The 16218-nt window shown below is 66.8% G+C and carries 17 protein-coding genes and 1 tRNA gene; 4 read left to right on the forward strand and 14 right to left on the reverse strand.

All coding sequences use genetic code 11. The features are described 5' to 3' along the window. Positions 1–7: 7 nt before the first annotated feature. The 3 genes from F7O44_RS21205 (at position 8) to F7O44_RS21215 (ending at position 4113) form a co-directional block, all read left to right on the forward strand. Positions 8–652, forward strand: a complete 645-nt coding sequence (locus F7O44_RS21205) for a TetR/AcrR family transcriptional regulator (protein ID WP_162452297.1) — start codon at positions 8–10, stop codon at positions 650–652. A gap of 184 nt (positions 653–836) precedes the next feature. Then, positions 837–3560: an exo-rhamnogalacturonan lyase family protein gene (locus tag F7O44_RS21210; RefSeq protein ID WP_162452298.1), complete on the forward strand. Its 2724-nt coding sequence runs from the start codon at positions 837–839 to the stop codon at positions 3558–3560. Positions 3561–3654: 94 nt separating this feature from the next. After that, positions 3655–4113, forward strand: coding sequence for an SRPBCC family protein (locus F7O44_RS21215; protein WP_162452299.1), 459 nt, complete (start codon positions 3655–3657; stop codon positions 4111–4113). An 84-nt stretch (positions 4114–4197) separates the two neighbouring features. Here the strand turns inward: F7O44_RS21215 and F7O44_RS21220 are convergent, their stop codons facing one another. The 8 genes from F7O44_RS21220 to F7O44_RS21250 all read right to left on the reverse strand — a co-directional run bounded on the left by F7O44_RS21220 (position 4198) and on the right by F7O44_RS21250 (position 9404). Beyond that, positions 4198–4941, reverse strand: coding sequence for a VOC family protein (locus F7O44_RS21220; RefSeq protein WP_162452300.1), 744 nt, complete (start codon positions 4939–4941; stop codon positions 4198–4200). Between the two features lie 111 nt (positions 4942–5052). Beyond that, positions 5053–5649: a DUF998 domain-containing protein gene (locus tag F7O44_RS21225; RefSeq protein ID WP_162452301.1), complete on the reverse strand. Its 597-nt coding sequence runs from the start codon at positions 5647–5649 to the stop codon at positions 5053–5055. A gap of 387 nt (positions 5650–6036) precedes the next feature. Beyond that, a tRNA-Ala gene (locus F7O44_RS21230) sits at positions 6037–6112 on the reverse strand. A 79-nt stretch (positions 6113–6191) separates the two neighbouring features. Further along, positions 6192–6827 (reverse strand): histidine phosphatase family protein, encoded by a 636-nt coding sequence (locus F7O44_RS21235; RefSeq protein WP_222851572.1) that lies wholly within the window; start codon positions 6825–6827, stop codon positions 6192–6194. After that, positions 6824–7219, reverse strand: coding sequence for a ribosome silencing factor (gene rsfS, locus F7O44_RS21240; RefSeq protein ID WP_162452302.1), 396 nt, complete (start codon positions 7217–7219; stop codon positions 6824–6826). The genes F7O44_RS21235 and rsfS overlap by 4 nt, the downstream gene beginning before the upstream one ends. Positions 7220–7255: 36 nt before the next feature. Beyond that, positions 7256–7852 (reverse strand): nicotinate-nucleotide adenylyltransferase, encoded by a 597-nt coding sequence (gene nadD / locus F7O44_RS21245; RefSeq protein WP_343073904.1) that lies wholly within the window; start codon positions 7850–7852, stop codon positions 7256–7258. Between the two features lie 95 nt (positions 7853–7947). Continuing rightward, the gene (locus tag F7O44_RS29365) at positions 7948–8094 is read right to left on the reverse strand and encodes a hypothetical protein (RefSeq protein ID WP_174255966.1); all 147 of its coding nucleotides are present in this window, start codon (positions 8092–8094) and stop codon (positions 7948–7950) included. A gap of 47 nt (positions 8095–8141) precedes the next feature. Next, on the reverse strand, positions 8142–9404 hold the full coding sequence (locus F7O44_RS21250) for a glutamate-5-semialdehyde dehydrogenase (RefSeq protein ID WP_162452303.1): 1263 nt from the start codon (positions 9402–9404) through the stop codon (positions 8142–8144). Positions 9405–9538: 134 nt separating this feature from the next. Between F7O44_RS21250 and F7O44_RS21255 the strand changes: the two genes are divergently transcribed. Beyond that, entirely contained in the window at positions 9539–11239 is a 1701-nt protein-coding gene (locus F7O44_RS21255; protein ID WP_162452304.1) for a DHA2 family efflux MFS transporter permease subunit, read from the forward strand. A 25-nt stretch (positions 11240–11264) separates the two neighbouring features. On the opposite strand, the gene F7O44_RS21260 is transcribed toward F7O44_RS21255, so the two are convergent. The 6 genes from F7O44_RS21260 to F7O44_RS21285 are packed head-to-tail and all read right to left on the reverse strand — an operon-like array spanning position 11265 to position 16117. Further along, the gene (locus tag F7O44_RS21260) at positions 11265–12101 is read right to left on the reverse strand and encodes an LLM class F420-dependent oxidoreductase (RefSeq protein WP_162452305.1); all 837 of its coding nucleotides are present in this window, start codon (positions 12099–12101) and stop codon (positions 11265–11267) included. 41 nt (positions 12102–12142) lie between these two features. After that, positions 12143–12550, reverse strand: coding sequence for a type II toxin-antitoxin system death-on-curing family toxin (locus tag F7O44_RS21265; protein WP_222851573.1), 408 nt, complete (start codon positions 12548–12550; stop codon positions 12143–12145). Then, positions 12547–12792, reverse strand: a complete 246-nt coding sequence (locus F7O44_RS21270) for a type II toxin-antitoxin system Phd/YefM family antitoxin (protein ID WP_162452306.1) — start codon at positions 12790–12792, stop codon at positions 12547–12549. The genes F7O44_RS21265 and F7O44_RS21270 overlap by 4 nt, the downstream gene beginning before the upstream one ends. Before the next feature lie 27 nt (positions 12793–12819). Continuing rightward, on the reverse strand, positions 12820–13206 hold the full coding sequence (locus F7O44_RS21275) for a Fic family protein (RefSeq protein ID WP_162452307.1): 387 nt from the start codon (positions 13204–13206) through the stop codon (positions 12820–12822). After that, on the reverse strand, positions 13203–14180 hold the full coding sequence (locus F7O44_RS21280) for a sulfotransferase domain-containing protein (protein WP_162452308.1): 978 nt from the start codon (positions 14178–14180) through the stop codon (positions 13203–13205). The genes F7O44_RS21275 and F7O44_RS21280 overlap by 4 nt, the downstream gene beginning before the upstream one ends. A 26-nt stretch (positions 14181–14206) precedes the next feature. Further along, the gene (locus F7O44_RS21285) at positions 14207–16117 is read right to left on the reverse strand and encodes a glycoside hydrolase family 84 protein (protein WP_222851574.1); all 1911 of its coding nucleotides are present in this window, start codon (positions 16115–16117) and stop codon (positions 14207–14209) included. Positions 16118–16218 lie beyond the last annotated feature (101 nt).

The raw sequence follows: 16218 nt of genomic DNA on the forward strand, positions 1-16218 counted from the left end.
GATCGCCATGACAGAGCGCCCGTCGCTGTCCCGAGAGCTGATCGTCGAAGCGGCGGTCCGCGTTGCCGACCGCGGCGGAATGGCTCAGGTCAGCATGCGCAACGTCGGCAAGGAACTCGGTGTCGAGGCGATGTCGCTCTACCACCACCTCGCCGGGAAAGATGACCTCCTCGACGGCTTGGCGGACTGGATATTCACTCAGATCGAGTTGCCCGATCCCACCCACCCATGGCGCTCAGCCATGAGCGCGCGAGCAGCCTCCGCCCGAAGCGCATTGTCCAAGCATTCTTGGGCGCTGGGTCTGATCGAGTCGCGTCGCTCGCCTGGACCGGCGTTGCTCAGGCACCACGACACCGTGCTCGGCTGCCTGCGGCACAACGGCTTTTCCTTGCGGCTGGCCGCCCATGCCTTTTCTGCCATCGACGCCTACGTGTACGGATTCGTGCTGACCGAGGTGAATCTGCCGTTCGAGGGGACTGACGGGCTCGATGAGCTGGTCGGTGAAATCCACGGGTCGATTCCGGCGGGGGCGTACCCGCATCTGACCGAACTCATGACCGACCACGTGCTGGGCCGCGAATACTCCTACGCCGACGAGTTCGAATTCGGGCTCACGCTCATCCTGGACGGCCTCGAAGAACAACTGGGATGATGCGGCGGGCGCGAGGTCCCGCCCCGGCTGCGTCGCCGGCACGAACGTGAACGTTTTTGTCTGAATATCCGACTGGCCCCCGCGGACTTGCGACGATTGCCGGCAATTTCCACCGCACTTCGAGCTATTGACCATTTCGACTCGCAACCCCGTTCGCACACCCGCAACGACAGGAGTGAGATCAATGGCAGATCTATCTCGTCGTACTTTCGTTCAGGGCATGGTTGGCGCAGGCGTCGTCGGCACCGCTGGCCCTACCGCCCCGGGACTCGCTGTTCCGTCGTCGGCCCAAGAGGGTGAAGTCCCAGAGGTCCGGTTGCGGTGGCTCGAGGAGGGGCCACCTTCGGTCGGCACCGGCAGCACCTGGGGCGTGCCGTGGCCGAAGGGCGCCATGGACGCGGACAAGCAGTTCGCGCTGCGGTCCTCCGACGGCGACGCGGTACCGGCCCAGTCCTGGCCGCTGGCGTATTGGCCGGACGGGTCGGTGAAGTGGACGGCTCACGCACTTGCAGCCGACGCCCCCACCTCGGACGGATACGTGCTGAGTGTGGGTGAGCCGGCCGAACCGGAAAGCGCGGTCACGGTACAAGAGAACCGTGGCCGGGTCGTCGTGGACACCGGCGTGATCAGCTGCAGGATCAACAAGAGCGGTTCCTTCGTGATCCACTCGATCAGTCGGGGGGATCAGGAGATCGCCCGGCACGTCGAGTTGGTCAACCTGCGCCAGCAGAAGATCGACGACGGCGACGAGGCCAAGACCCAGCGGCGCAAACTCGTCAGCAGGGTGAACGACGTCACCGTCGAGCAGTCCGGTCCGGTGCGAGCGGTGGTCCGCGTCGAGGGCGTTCACGCCGGCCAGGGACGTAACTGGCTGCCGTTCACGTTCCGGCTGTACTTCTACGCCGGTGCCGAGCACGTGCGGATGATGCACACGTTCGTCTTCGACAGCGACGGCAACGACGAGTTCATCGCCGGTCTCGGGGTGCGGTTCAAGGTGCCGATGACGGACGAGTTGTACAACCGGCACGTCCGGTTCGTCGGCGAAGGCCACGGCATGCTCACCGAGGCGGTGCAGGGCATCACCGGGCTGCGGCGCGACCCGGGAGAGGAAGTCCGCGCCGCACAGGTTGCCGGCAAGCGCTTACCCGATCCGGCCACTTGGGACCAGCGGGTCACCTCGCGGCTGCACTGGATTCCGGCCTGGGGCGACTACCGGCTGAGCCAGCTGTCATCAGAAGGATTCACGGTGGCGAAACGCACGGAGGGTGGGCACGGCTGGGTCGACGTCGACCAGGGCCGCCGCGCGTCGGGTCTCGGCTACGTCGGCGGTGTCAGCGGTGGCGTGGGATTCGGGCTGCGGGACTTCTGGCAGCGCCACCCCACCCAGTTGGACGTGCGCGACGCGCAGACCGATACTGCCGAGGTCACGGTGTGGATGTGGTCGCCCGACGCCCCGCCGATGGACACCCGCTTCTACCACGACGGCCTCGGCCAGGAAACCTATGAGCAACAACTCGACGCCCTGGAGATCACCTACGAGGACTACGAACCGGGTTTCGGCACGCCCTACGGGATCGCACGGACCAGCGAGCTGATGCTCTGGGCGTTGGATGCCACTCCGGAGGCCGAGCGTCTGGGCGCGATGGCCGACGTCGTTCGCACCCCGCCGCAGATCGTCAACGAGGTCCAGCAACTGATCGACGCGAAGGTGTTCGGTGGGCTGTTCACGCCGGTGGACCGATCCACCCCGACGAAGGCCACGATCGAGGACAGCCTCGACTTTCTGTTCGACTTCTACGTCACCCAGCGAGAGCAGCGCCACTGGTACGGCTTCTGGAACTACGGCGACATCATGCACAGCTTCGACGGCGACCGCGGAGTATGGCGGTACGACGTCGGCGGGTACGCGTGGGACAACTCGGAGCTGTCACCCGATCTCTGGCTGTGGTACTCATATCTGCGCTCCGGGCGTGCCGATATCTTCCGGTTCGCCGAGGCGATGACCAGGCATACCGGCGAGGTCGACGTCTACCACCTCGGCGAGTGGGCCAGGCTGGGCACCCGGCACAACGTGCAGCACTGGGGCGACAGCGCCAAGCAGCTGCGGATCAGCACAGCTGTCTACCGGCGGATCTTCTACTACCTCACCGCCGACGAGCGCACCGGCGACCTGATGCACGAATTGGTCGACGCCGAAGAGACGTTCCTCGCTCTCGACCCGATCCGCAAGATCCGTGAGGAAGAGTACGAGCCCGACCCGAATGCGCTCGCTATCGGCCTGGGAACCGACTGGTCGGCCCTGGCGGCCAACTGGTTCACCGAGTGGGAACGACGTGGGCCGCGCGCCGACGAGGCCGAACGCAAGCTTCTCGGTACGATGCGCAGCATTGCAGCGATGCCGAATGGACTCGTCAACGGTGGCGCCCGCTACAACATGGACACCGGCGAGTTCTTGCCGGCCGAAGCAGGCGTCAGCGTGAGCTCCCTGGGGGCCATGTTCGGCCTGGTAGAGATGTGCGCAGAGCTCATCGACGCCATCGACATGCCCGAGTTCGAGGGTGCCTGGCTCCCGTACTGCCGGTTCTACAACGCCAGCCGCGAAGAACAGGAAGCCGAATTCGGCCAGCGCTTCGGCGGCACCAACCTCCGGCAAGGCCACAGCCGCCTGGACGCTTACGCCTACCACCGGCTAGGCGACACCAAGTACGCCGAGCGGGCGTGGGACTACTTTCTCCAACCGCGCACCAACTGGGAATATCAGCACGACCGCGACTGGTCTGCCGAGCGCGACGAAACCACGCTCAATCCCACCGACTCGGCACCGTGGGTGTCCACGAACACCACTGCACTCTACGGTCTGGCCGCCATCCAGAACCTTGCCCTGGCCGGCGACCGCTTGCCCGACTGACCGGCGTACCCCCACGAGGCCCCCACCACGTCCTCACCAGCGACCCGACAGGACACATCTGGCTCGAGCCTGCAAGCCATGTTTCGATAGAGACATGACCAGCCACGAAGCTCTTCAGTATGTCGTCTCCGCCAGCCGTGACATCGCGGCTGGCGGAGCACGCATCTTCGACCTCATCGCGGATCCTGCACAGCAGCCCCGATGGGACGGCAACGACAACCTGGCCGACGCACCTGGCGGACAGCGGGTTCGTGCCGTCGGTGATGTGTTCACCATGACCCTCACGAGCGGCAGCGTGCGGGAGAATCACGTGGTGGAGTTCAAGGAGGGCCGCGTCATCGCGTGGAAACCATCCGAGCTCGGCCAGCCGCAGCCAGGGCACCTCTGGAGGTGGGAGCTGGAGCCTATCGACTCGTCGCGAACACGCGTGACCCACACCTACGACTGGAGCGGATTGACCGACGAGGGGCGGTTCGCTCGCGCCCGGGCCACCACTCCGGAAATGCTTCAGGAGTCAGTGGACCGGCTGGCCGCGCTGGCCGAACGGGACTGACCTGGGCTCCACCACGCGCCCTGTCCCTCTTCCGGAGAGTCATCCGCCGAACCCCGCCCGTTCCGGGCGCGGCGGTGTTCCACGTCACCGCGGGGTGAGGACACAGAACTCGTGGCCCCCGGGATCGCTCAGGACCTCCCATGACGTGTCCCCCTGGCCGATGTCGGTGCGCTGGGCACCCAAACCGCTGAGGCGGGCCACCTCGCTGTCGAGATCGTCACCCGGATACGGCGCTAGATCGACGTGAATCCTGTCCTTGGCCTGCTTGCCTCCCGGCGCACTGACCAGTTCCAAGACGGTCGCCGCGCGATCGGGATGCCGAAGCCGCGCGTAGCCCGCGCCGCGATGGTCGATCCGCCATCCACTCGCGGCCTGCCAGAACGATGCGTCGGCAACGGGGTCGGTGCTGTCCAGGACCACGGCGGCGATCCGCTCCGCCCCGGCGTAGTCCACACGCGGCTCGAGCACACACAGTTCATTACCCTCCGGGTCGGCCAGCACCGTCCACGGCACGTCTCCCTGACCGATGTCTATGTGGCGGGCGCCGAGATCGAGCAACCGCTCCACCGTCGTCGCCTGCTCCTCCGCCGACGACGACACCAGGTCGAGGTGCACCCGGTTCTTGACGGCCTTGGGCTCGTGAACCGGAACGAACACCAGTGGCACCGTCCCCGCGTCACCCCAGTGCCCAGCCTGATCCTCGATCTCGACCACGACCTCGTCCGGATCGGAGTACGTGACCGGCCACTGCAGCGCCGCAGCCCAGAACGCGGCCAGGGAATCGGGGTCTTGCGCGTCGACGACGACGGAGACGAGACGAGTGCTCACGGGCGCAAGCGTACAGATCTCGCAGGAGGGCGGCCGAGCCGAGACGACGGACAAGCTCCGCTTCCCCAGCCACCGTGAGAACGCTCTATCCCTGCGGGCCACGGGGCACGATCAGCGATAGGCGAAATCCAGGAAAACTGCCGTCACCCAGAACCATCCCGGGATGATGACCGCTCTCTGGAAGAGCCCCACCTTCGGGGAGTCGTTCTCCCAGGCTGTGCCGAAAGTGCCGAACCCGATCATCAGACCGATGGCCATGAAGGCTGAGATGCTCTTCCAGGTCACACCTGGCATGACGAACGCGCCGATAGCTGCCGCTGCGGGCAGCGCGAGGAATACCACCATGCCTGCGTAGTCGTGCAGTTTGTGCCGGCTGGTGTGAGCTGCCGGATCGCCATCCGGAGTGCCTGGAGGGTAACCACGCATCGGGTCCATCGGGAAGACGCCGGAAGCCACGAGGCCGAGGCCGAAGACGGCCAGCATGGGCCCCAGGAGGTAGCTCTGTCCGGCAAAGGTCACCCCCAAAGCGCCGATCGTGATCGCGGCGCCACATACCAGGAAGTTCGACGTCTGAATCCATCCCCGGGGCCCCAAAGCCAATGCGCTCACCGGATGCCGGACAGGTGAATAGCCGGGCCGCGTCCATCCGTCAGCCAGAAACACGAGAACAAAGAGCGTCGAGCCGATTGCGCCCAACCAGTAGATCAACGTGTTCCTCCTACGCGGCCGCCGCTGCGGATCCCAGCGTCCATATCGCCAACCACGGGATAGCACCGGTCATGACGTTCGTCGTTCTTGAACATCACTATTCCATCCCTGCCGGGCCGGCGAGGTGACATGTTCGGTTACCTGACACGTCCGCCGAATGTGTTAAGTTTTTCGCGAATATTTGACGTATCGCATCCTCTGCCCAAGAGAGCGCCGGATGCCCTGGAACCCCGAAGTCATGACCGGCGAAATGGACTACGAACGGCGCCCAAGCCGCGTGCACCCAACCAGCTCCAATGCCCGAGTGGGCACCGGTGGCACACAACGAAAACGCGACCGCTTTCGCGATCGCGTTGCCGAACCCGCCAGGGGTTTGAACTTCCTATCTGGTGGAGCTGAGGGGATTCGAACCCCTGGCCTCCTCCATGCCATGGAGGCGCGCTACCAACTGCGCCACAGCCCCTTGCAACAGCTCGGATAGCTTAACCGACAGCGGGCTTCAGCACATAATCGGCCCACCATCCGCGCTCTGACCAGCTGCTTTACCCTTCCTCGATGTACACCGGCGTGGGGAGGGTGCCGGCGTTGTGCTCCACCAGGATCCAGCCGTCGTCGCCCTCACGCAGCATGGACCACGAGCAGTTCGACAACCCACCGATGTTGGTGAACAGGTTCAACGGCATCCCGATCAGCGCGGCGATGCCCAGCCGCGCGGCACCACCATGCGAGGTCAGCACCGCGAGCCCGTCGTCGGGTAAGCGCTTCGCCGCGTCGGTGACCGCCACGACCATCCGGTCGGCGACCTCCTGGCGGGTCTCGCCGCCGCCCACCCGCAGGAGCGGATCTCCGGCCCGCCACGCCTTGTACTCGTCCGGCCAGCGCTCGGCGATCTGGGCCGCCGTGCACCCCTGCCATTCTCCGGCGTAGGTCTCCCGGAGCCGGACGTCGAACTCGATCTCCGTGCCCACCACGGCGGCCAGGATGGCTGTGGTGTCCCGCGTACGTTTCAGGTCCGAAGAGATGAGCAGCTGCGGCTCCAGCGAGGCAAGCCGCGCGGCCGCCTCACGGGCCTGTTGCCGCCCGACGTCATCGAGGTCCACATCGGTCTGGCCCTGGAAGCGCCCAGCGGCGTTCCATTCGGTCCGGCCGTGGCGCCACAGGACGATCCGCCGGCTCACTCCCCGGCTCCACTGCCCTGCCGTCCGATCCGGACACTCTCCGGCAACGCGATGGTGGGGCAGTCTTTCCAGAGCCGCTCCAGCGCGTAGTACACCCGCTCTTCGGCGTGCTGGACGTGCACGACGATGTCGACGTAGTCGATCAGGACCCAGCGTCCCTCGCTCTCGCCCTCTCGCCGCACGGGTTTGGCCTGGGACTCGCGCAACCGTTCCTCGATCGCGTCCACGATGGCCCGTACCTGGCGGTCGTTCGGGGCGGAACAGACGACGAAAATATCAGTGATGACCAGTTGTTCTGAGACATCGAAGGCAATGATGTCGTCGGCCAGCTTGTCGGCCGCCGCCTCGGCGGCCGCGATAGCGAGGTGTCGAGCACGATCGGTAGCGGGCAAATCGGAACCTTTCAGGGTGGTCCTTTAGTAAGGATGCTAGTCCTCGACGTACAGGTGGCGCTTGTTGATGTACTGGACGATACCGTCCGGCACCAGATACCAGATGGGTTCACCTGCGGCGACGCGCTGACGACATTCGCTCGACGAGATGGCCAGAGCCGGTATTTCAACCAACGTCACCTTACCTTCGGGAAGCCCGACGTCGGTGAGCGCGTGCCCTGGCCTGGTACAACCCACGAAGTGCGCCAGCTCGAACAGCTCTTCGGCGTTACGCCAGGACAAGATCTGCTCGAGCGCGTCGGCGCCGGTGATGAAGTAGAGCTCACAGTCCGGTCCATGAATACGCCAGAGGTCACGCAGGGTGTCCACGGTGTACGTGAGGCCACCACGATCGATGTCCACCCGGCTCACGGAGAACCTCGGATTGGACGCCGTGGCGATCACCGTCATCAGATACCGTTCTTCACCGGCGGTGACCTGCCGGTCCTCCTTCTGCCACGGCTGGCCGGTGGGAACGAAGACGACCTCGTCCAGACCGAACCGGTGCTGCACCTCGCTGGCCGCGACCAAGTGCCCGTGGTGAATCGGATCGAAGGTGCCACCCATGATGCCGATACGCCTGGGGGTTCTCACGAACGCTCACCACCGCGACCGTCGCGCGTGCGGCGCGTGCGTGACGAATCTGCGCACACCGAACGGCGACAGCGGAAAGGGCTCACAGCTTGAGCTCAGGCGTGGGGACGGCCCTTGCCGAAGACCAGGGTGACCGCCAGCAAGGCCAGGAGGATGACGAACGCACCGATCCCCCACCCCTCAGCCGGGAATCCGTCTCCGTTCGCGTGGGCCTCATCCGCCAGCAGTACGACCTTCTCCATGGCCGACACTTTATCTCACCTGCTCCGGCTCGAAATCACGGCGGCGCTCATGAGCGCACGTGGCCGTCGCCGGTGACGACGTACGTAGTGGTGGTCAGCTCGCGTAAGCCCATCGGGCCGCGGGCGTGCAGCTTCTGCGTCGAGATGCCGATCTCGGCGCCGAACCCGAACTGCTCGCCATCGGTGAAGCGGGTCGAGGCGTTGACCATCACGGCGGCAGAGTCAGTGGTGGCGGTGAATCTCTGCGCCGCCGAGAGGTCCTCGGTGACGATCGCCTCCGTGTGGCCGCTCCCCCAGCGGCGGATATGCGCGACGGCGTCATCGAGCGACGCCACGACGCGCGCGGCAAGGTCGAGCGAGAGGTACTCGGCGGACCAGTCTTCGTCGGTCGCCGCGACCACGGCGTCGTCGTATCCGCGTACCCGCTCGTCACCGTGGACGGTGACGCCCGCGTCGCGCAGGGCGGCCAGCGCGCCGGGCAGGAACGTGTCGGCGATGTCGGCGTGCACCAGCAATGTCTCCGCGGCGTTGCAGACGCTCGGCCGGTGTGTCTTCGCGTTGAGGAGGATCTCGAGCGCTTTGCTCAGGTCCGCCGTGGCGTCGACGTAGACATGGCAGTTCCCGACGCCGGTCTCGATGACAGGCACGGTGGATTCTTCGACCACGCTGCGGATCAACCCCGCCCCACCGCGTGGGATCAGGACGTCGACCAGCCCTCGGGCGCGCATCAGGTGCTTGGCCGGCTCATGTCCCTCGCCCGGCACCAGCTGGACGGCGTCCGCCGGCACGTCGGTACCCGCCGTGGCGGCGCGCAGCACCTCCACGATGGCCGAGTTCGAGGCCACCGCGCTGGACGAGCCCCGCAACAGCACCGCGTTCCCGCTCTTCAGCGCCAGGCCCGCGGCGTCGGCTGTGACGTTGGGCCGGGCCTCGTAGATGATGCCGACGACGCCCATCGGAACCCGGCGCTGGCTCACTTGCAGCCCGTTGGGCAACGTGTATCCGCGCTCGATCTCACCCACCGGGTCCGGCAGCTCAGCCACCTGACGCAGCCCGTCGGCCATCGCCGCCACCCGGGTGTCGTCCAGCCGCAGCCGGTCGATGATGGCCTCGCTGGTGCCGTTCTCCCTGGCCCGGGAGACGTCACCGGCGTTGGCGGCGGTGATCTCCGGCGTGCGGGCCACCAGGGCGTCGGCCATCGCCTTGAGGGCGGAGTCCTTCTGGGCACGGGTCAAGACGGCAAGGTCGGCGGCGGCGGCACGAGCGCGCCGGGCCGCGTCGAGGACAGATGCCGCGGTCTCGTCGGTCATGCATCAGAGTCTACGAGGTCGCCGCGCTCCTCTACGCCGCCATACCTGTCCCCACTCCCGGTGATCGTGAGTGGGGGTTGCGTCGTCGTCGCACGAACGCGGCTGCGAAGCTGAGGCGCCAGAGGAGGGCATAGGTGAGCGACGGCCGGCACGACACGACAGGCACCGGGTGGCGACGCGATGCGCCCCGACGGGCCGAACCTGCCCGGGACGACAAGCCCTCCCAGCAGCAGCCAGGGCTGCGACAATCCTGGCTCGCTCTGACCGCGCTGTCCTTCGGGTTCTTCATGCTCCTGCTGGACACCACCATCGTGAACATCGCGATCCCGGCGATTCTCGACAAGCTCCAGACCAGCCTCGAGAACATCATCTGGGTCAACAGCGTCTACCTCCTGACGTTCGCTGTCCCGCTGCTGGTCACGGGCCGTCTGGGCGACAGGTACGGTCCCAAGCGGGTCTTCGTCGCCGGGCTGGTGATCTTCACGGTGTCGTCCCTCGCGTGTGGGATGGCCACCGCTGTCGAGCCCTTGATCATCGGGCGAGCGATCCAGGGGCTCGGCGCGGCGGCGATGATGCCGCAGACCATGGCGTTCGTCTATCACCTCTTTCCGCCCGGGCGCCGGGGCGCGGCCATGGGTGTCTGGGGCGCGACGGCGGGGGTGGCAACCGTCAGCGGACCACTGCTGGGTGGCGTGCTGGTCGACAGCCTCGGCTGGCAGTGGATCTTCTACGTCAACGTGCCGATCGGGGTCGCCGGTCTAGCCATGGTGCTGCGTTTCGTGCCCGACTGGCAGCCCGGCCACAGCCGGCGGTTCGACCTGCCCGGCATCGGACTGTTCACGCTGGGCCTGGCCGCGCTGATCTTCGGCCTCCAGGAAGGCGAGCGCTACGACTGGAGCACCGTCGCCGGTCCGGTGACGGTCTGGTGGCTGATCGGCGGCGGGCTGGCGCTGCTCGCGCTCTTTGTGATCTGGCAGCGCCGCAGTCGCCGCGAACCGCTGCTGGACCTGCAACTGTTCACCTTCCGGAGTTTCTCGCAGTCGATCCTGGCGAACGCCACGCTCGGCTTCGCGCTGATCGGCACCGTCTTGCCACTCATGCTCTACTTGCAGACCGTCCGTGGCTATTCGCCGCTGATGGCCGGGGTGATCTCCGCACCCATGCCGCTGGCTTCTGGCGTGACCTCCGCATTCGTGGGCCGGATAGCCGAACGATTCGACGGACGCAAGCTGGGCGGTGCCGGTTTCCTCGGCTACGCGTGCGGACTGGCGATGCTCGCGTGGACGATCCGCACCGACGTCGAGCCTCTGCTGCTCGCCCCGGCGCTGGTCCTGGCCGGGGTCGGAATGGGCGCGATCTTCGCTCCGCTCGCGACGCTCGGCACGCTGAGTCTGCCGCCGCATCTCGTGGGCGGTGGGTCGGGACTGTTCAACACCCTCCGGCAAGTGGGCGCGGTGATCGGCAGCGCGTCCATCGGCGTTCTCCTGCAAGCCCGTCTGAGCATCGAGCTGACCAGGCAAGCGGAGGTCCAGGCGAGCACCCTGCCTCCGGAGTTTCAGCAGCAATTCGTCGACCGGATCACCGCCGGCGCCCGCCATGTCGGAGAGGTCCCCGTAGACGCCGACGATGCGTTCGACCTCCCGGCCGATACGTCACCAGAGCTGGCAGAGCAGTTCCGCGAGGCGGCCGAAGCAGTGTTTGTGCACGGTTTCACCTCGGCGGCCAGGGCGTCGATCCTGTTGCCGGCCATCGTGTTGCTGCTGGGGGCGCTCGCCTGCCTGTTGATGCCGAATCCCCGCGGCCCGTCCTTGCGTCCTGCGAAGCGAGCGTCCTGAGACTCACCTTGCAGGACGCAACAGCTCAGCCGATCTCCTGCAACCGCGGCAACAACGACGCCGCCTGTTCGGCCTGCGCCTCGGCGCTGCCGCCGTTGGTGATCAGGATGACGTCGTCGACGCCGACGAGGGCGTACTTCTCCACCCGCGGCAATACGTCGTCGGGCTGATCCGACAGCCGGAGCTGCACGGTGCGGCGGATGTCCGCCGGGTCCCGCCCGACGTCGTCGCAATGCCGGTCCAGCACCTCGGACAGCTCGGCCACCTCCGCCGGTGTGCCGCCCGGGGTGTTCCAGGCATCGGCATACTGAGCGACGATCCGCAGCGTGCGTTTGCGTCCGCGGCCACCGATCCAGACCGGCGGATACGGCTGCTGGACCGGCTTGGGCTCGGCGATCGCTTCGGCAAGCTGATAGTGCTGGCCCTCGAACGTGGTCCGCGGCTGGGTCCACAGCGACCGGATCAGCTCGCACGCCTCCTCGAGGCGATCCAGGCGCTCGCCGACGGTGCCGAACTCCAGACCGAGCATCGTGTGCTCGTTCTCCGCCCACGCACCGCCGATGCCGAATTCGAGGCGGCCACCCGAGAGATGATCGACCGTCACCGCCATCTTGGCCAGCACACCCGGATGACGGTAGGTGTTGCCGCTGACCATGCAGCCGATCCGGGTGCGGGTCGTGGCCTGGGCCATCGCTCCCAGCAGCGCCCAGGCGTCGAAGATGTCCAGGGTGGGGTCGTCGCCGAGGGAGGCGAAGTGGTCCATGTTCCAGCAGTGGTCGAACCCGGCCTCGTCGGCGATCCGCCAGACCGCCCGGTACTCGTCGATGCTCGCGTTCTGGCTGAGTTTGAGTCCATATCGCATAGCTCAGTGTCGCAAAGGCGCCCGTGCCGCGCGCGATCAGCTCAGCAAAGCCGACGCGGGTCGAACGGCTCGATGCGCTCCACCGCCACCCGCAGAGCCACGGCGACCTTGTCCACGTCGATATCGCTGTTGGCGACCGCGACGGCAATGCTGAGCATGGCTTCGGTGTCGACATTGCCGACGTCTGTGCCGTTCATTCGAAGGAGGTTGAGAGCGAGGACCGTGGCGGTGCGCTTGTTCGCCTCCATGAAGGGGTGGTTGCGGATCACCGAATGCACCAGGGCGGCGGCCTTACTCCACAGGTCGGGATACGCGTCCTGCCCGAATGCCGAGGCTTGTGGCCGGCCTAGCGCGGAAGCAAGCAGGCCGACGTCCCGCACGGCAAGACCCGTGAATCTCCGATTGATCGCCAACGCTTCGCCGAGCGTGGGAAATCGTGTACCGGTCACAGCTCTGCCATGCGGTCGAACATGTCGCGATAGCGGTCGATGATCCAGTCAGCGCTCTGCATGAACGCTTCGTTGACGTCTGCTTGAGACTGCTCGGGCATGATCTTCGCTATGCGCCGGCCGCGCTTGGTCAGGTGGATCACCCGGCCACTTTCCGCCGCTTCAGCGAGCTCGCCCAGGATTTTTCTCGCCTCGGTCACCGAGATCTCGTCGGGAACCTCGTGCAGCGGCTCAGCAGTCATATCTGAAGTGTACAGAACGTCGCTATTTTATACAGTTCTAATGAGTGGCTTCAGCGCCCGTGCGATGTCGGGAACGTCGTCATAGTCACCGCGCGCCACCGCCATCGTGACGTCGAACGCCTCGTCGTTAGTAGCGATCACCTCAGCGCCGTTGAGCTCGCACAGCACCGCCGCGGCGAGCCATGCCAGTCGCTTGTTGCCGTCCACGAGCGGATGGAATCGAGCGACCGAGTGGAACGTCGCGGCCGCTTTGTCGATCAGGCCGGGGTACATCTCAGTACCGAACATCGACGACGACGGCCGCTCCGCGGCCGAGGCAAGCAGGCTCCTGTCGCGGATCAACGGCGGCGCACCGGTGGCCAGCTCGGCGACCCGGACCAGCTGATCGGCGGTGAAGTATCGGAAGGTGGTCACGCCGTGCCCAGTCTGTTCAGAGCGTCGGTGTACCGCTCGGCGAGGCGGGCGCCGATCTGCTCCACCTCCGCGTCCGTGGCGTGGGTCTCGCGGTGCAGCCAGGCCAGCAGGTCCGGCGGTGCCAGTTCCGCGGTCCGCTCGCGGTAGCGCGCCATCTCGTCGTCGGACAGCATGTCGCGGCCGGAGCCGGACCGGCCGTTCCGGAAGAACGCCGCCTTGCTCTTCATGACCCCGGCGGGGTCCGGGGCCACCCGGTCCGCGTTGGCGCGCATCTGTTCGAACGACGCCGCCCGCACCAGCTCCGGCCAGAGCTCCTCGGGGACGGTGATGTCCAAGGTGGCGGCGAGACGGCGCATCTCGGCGTCGAGGTCGGCCGAGAGATCGTCATAATGCACGAGTACGACGTTGGGCTCATGCCTGCGTGCCCAGGCGTCGGACAGATGCAGCATGACACCCGGCAGTGAATCCAGCTGCTGACGCGGGTCGTCGTCGCTGCCGACCCACTCGAGGACCCACTCCCGGAGCGCGGGCCGCTCACGCCGCGCGGGCGCGGGTTCGTCCGGGCTGATCAGCTCCCGCATCCGCTCGCGGTCGAGGTTCTCGCTGTGGTGATACAGCGAGACGGCCATGTCCAGCGGATGTCTCGCCACCACGATGTAGGTCGCGCGTCCGTCGAGCGGAAGCCCGTCCAGTGGAGTATGGGTCTTGATGAACCGCCGGTGGTCCTGGGCGGCAAGCCGCTCGTAGACCTCGTCGCGAGGAACGACGAGCCAGTCCAGCCATGGCGACAACGCCGGCAACGGCGCCGGCAGCTCTGGTGTCTGCAACACCAGCAACGCGCAGATCATCTGCATCCACGTGGTACCGCTCTTGGACCGGGTGCTGATGACGATGTCACCGTCGCGGAACGAGAAACCCAGCCACCGGGCGCTGTCGTCGTCGTAGGACCGATACCGGATGGGAGCGTCAGGCATCGGGCGATTCTAGTGCCCCGCACGAGTCACGGGCGCAGCCCCGGTGCGGCCGTGAGGAAGACGTCAAGGACGCCGTCACCCATCTTGACGACACCCTCCGGGCGGGTCTTGCCCGGCACCGTCTCGACCTCTCCAGCGGCCTCGATCAGCTCCGCCGCGTCGGCGAACCGTTGGTTTGCCGCGTCCTCATCGCCATCGACCCTGGCTTGCAACCCGTCCAGCGTGGCGAGCAGCGCTGCACTCCAGAGCGCCAGCGATTCCATCCACGGGCCGATGTCCTCGTGGAAGATCGGGTCCGCCACGCCGGCGGCGATCAGCTCCGGGGCGCCAGCCAGCAGTTCGGCGTAGGGGCGAAGCTCGTCGAGCGCCGCCTGGTGTTCGCCGGCGGCCCAGGATGCGTCGAACCGCTCGAGTCGCCGGTCCAGCTCCGGCGCCACCGGCAGCCACGCGTCGCCCCAGAACGTCGGCGCCAAGTGCTGCAGGTCGAAGAAGGCCAGCAGCGCCTGCGTCGTCCGGGTGTCGTCCCCTGACAGGTAGTCCGCGGCCGCCTCCCAGGTGCGGTACGGCTCGTAGCCGACGTCGTTCCAGCTGAAGTCCGCGCCGCCGAACAGGGCAACCTTGCTGGCCGAGGCTTGGTTCATCGGATTCAGCAAGATCCCGGACACCTGTGTGTGCAGGCCCGCCTCGCGCTTGGAGTACGGCCCCATCAGCAGCCGGCCCGTCGTCCACCAGTAGTCGTTGACGGGGTAGTTGTCCCAGATGAAGACCGGCCGCCCCCAGACCTCCGCGGCCTCCGCCGCCTCATCGACACTGATACTCGGCGGCACCACGTCGGTGCCGGTCCACATCACCTCGACGCTCTCGTCCAGCTGTTCGCGGATGATCCGCTTGTAGGGCGTCTCGGCGACGTTGTCGTACTCGGTCGGGACGAACTGCATCGGATGGGTGCCCTCGCGCCCGTCGATGAAATCACGCTTGACCACGTTGAGCAGGTCCACCTGGGCCTGTCCGGCCGCGCCGGGCGACGGCTCGCCGTAGGCGTCCTCGTCACCCGGGCAGTTCCACTCGTCGTAGGTGATGTCGTCTAGTGCGATGGAGAAGCTCCGCGCCCCTAGGTCGTACATGGCCTGCAGCTTGTCGAGCAACGCGTCCAGGTCGCCCGGATCGCTGTAACAGATCGACACACCCGGCGACATCGCGAAGGTGAACCGGACGTGATGGTCGATCGCCTGCTGGACCAGCTCACCCAGCTGAGCCTCGAGGTCTGCCGGGTACGGCTCGCGCCACTGGTCCCGGTGGTAGGGGTCGTCCTTCGGCGCATAGACGTATGTGTTCGCCTTGACGTCGCCGTAGAAGGCCAGCTGATCCAGGCGTTCCTCGTGGCTCCATGGCTGGCCGTAGAAGCCTTCGATGGATCCGCGCAGTTGCATCAGCGGGAAATCGGTGATGGAGACGGCGGCAAGTGCCCGGCCGGCCACCAGCTGGCGTAGCGTTTGAGCCGCATAGTAGATGCCGTCCGGGTCCGCGCCGCCGATCGCGACGACACCGCCGTCCCGCGCGGCTTTCGATGCCAGGGCGTATCCCTCGGCCGGCAGGTCGGCCGGCACCTCGCCGCCGGCGGCGCGCAACGCGTCGTCCACGGCGGGATGGCCGACGGTGCCCGCGATGACGGTCAGCTGTCCTGGCCGCCGCCGGACGTCGTCGATGTCGACGACGTCGACGCGGCCGGCACCGGCCTCCTCCAGAACGGACCCGACCAGTTCCCGTGCCGGGTCGCTGACCTCGGCGGTGACACCGAGCTGGATCCGGCCCCGGACGGTGAGAGCCGGGCCGTTGCCCACCATGTGCTGCGGCGTGGGAACGACGCGCGGCAGTTCCCCTTCGGCCAGGCCACCGGAGGCGGGTGCGGGCGCCGGGGGATCCGCGGATGTGCTCATGGATGTACCTGTGGGCAAGACATCGGAGGACGAGGCCACGCCGCCTCCGCCGATGACCACGGACATACTCGCTACAACGACACTTGTCACCCAGGCGCGAA

Source organism: Phytoactinopolyspora mesophila, assembly GCF_010122465.1.
GTDB classification, from domain to species: Bacteria; Actinomycetota; Actinomycetes; order Jiangellales; family Jiangellaceae; genus Phytoactinopolyspora; species Phytoactinopolyspora mesophila.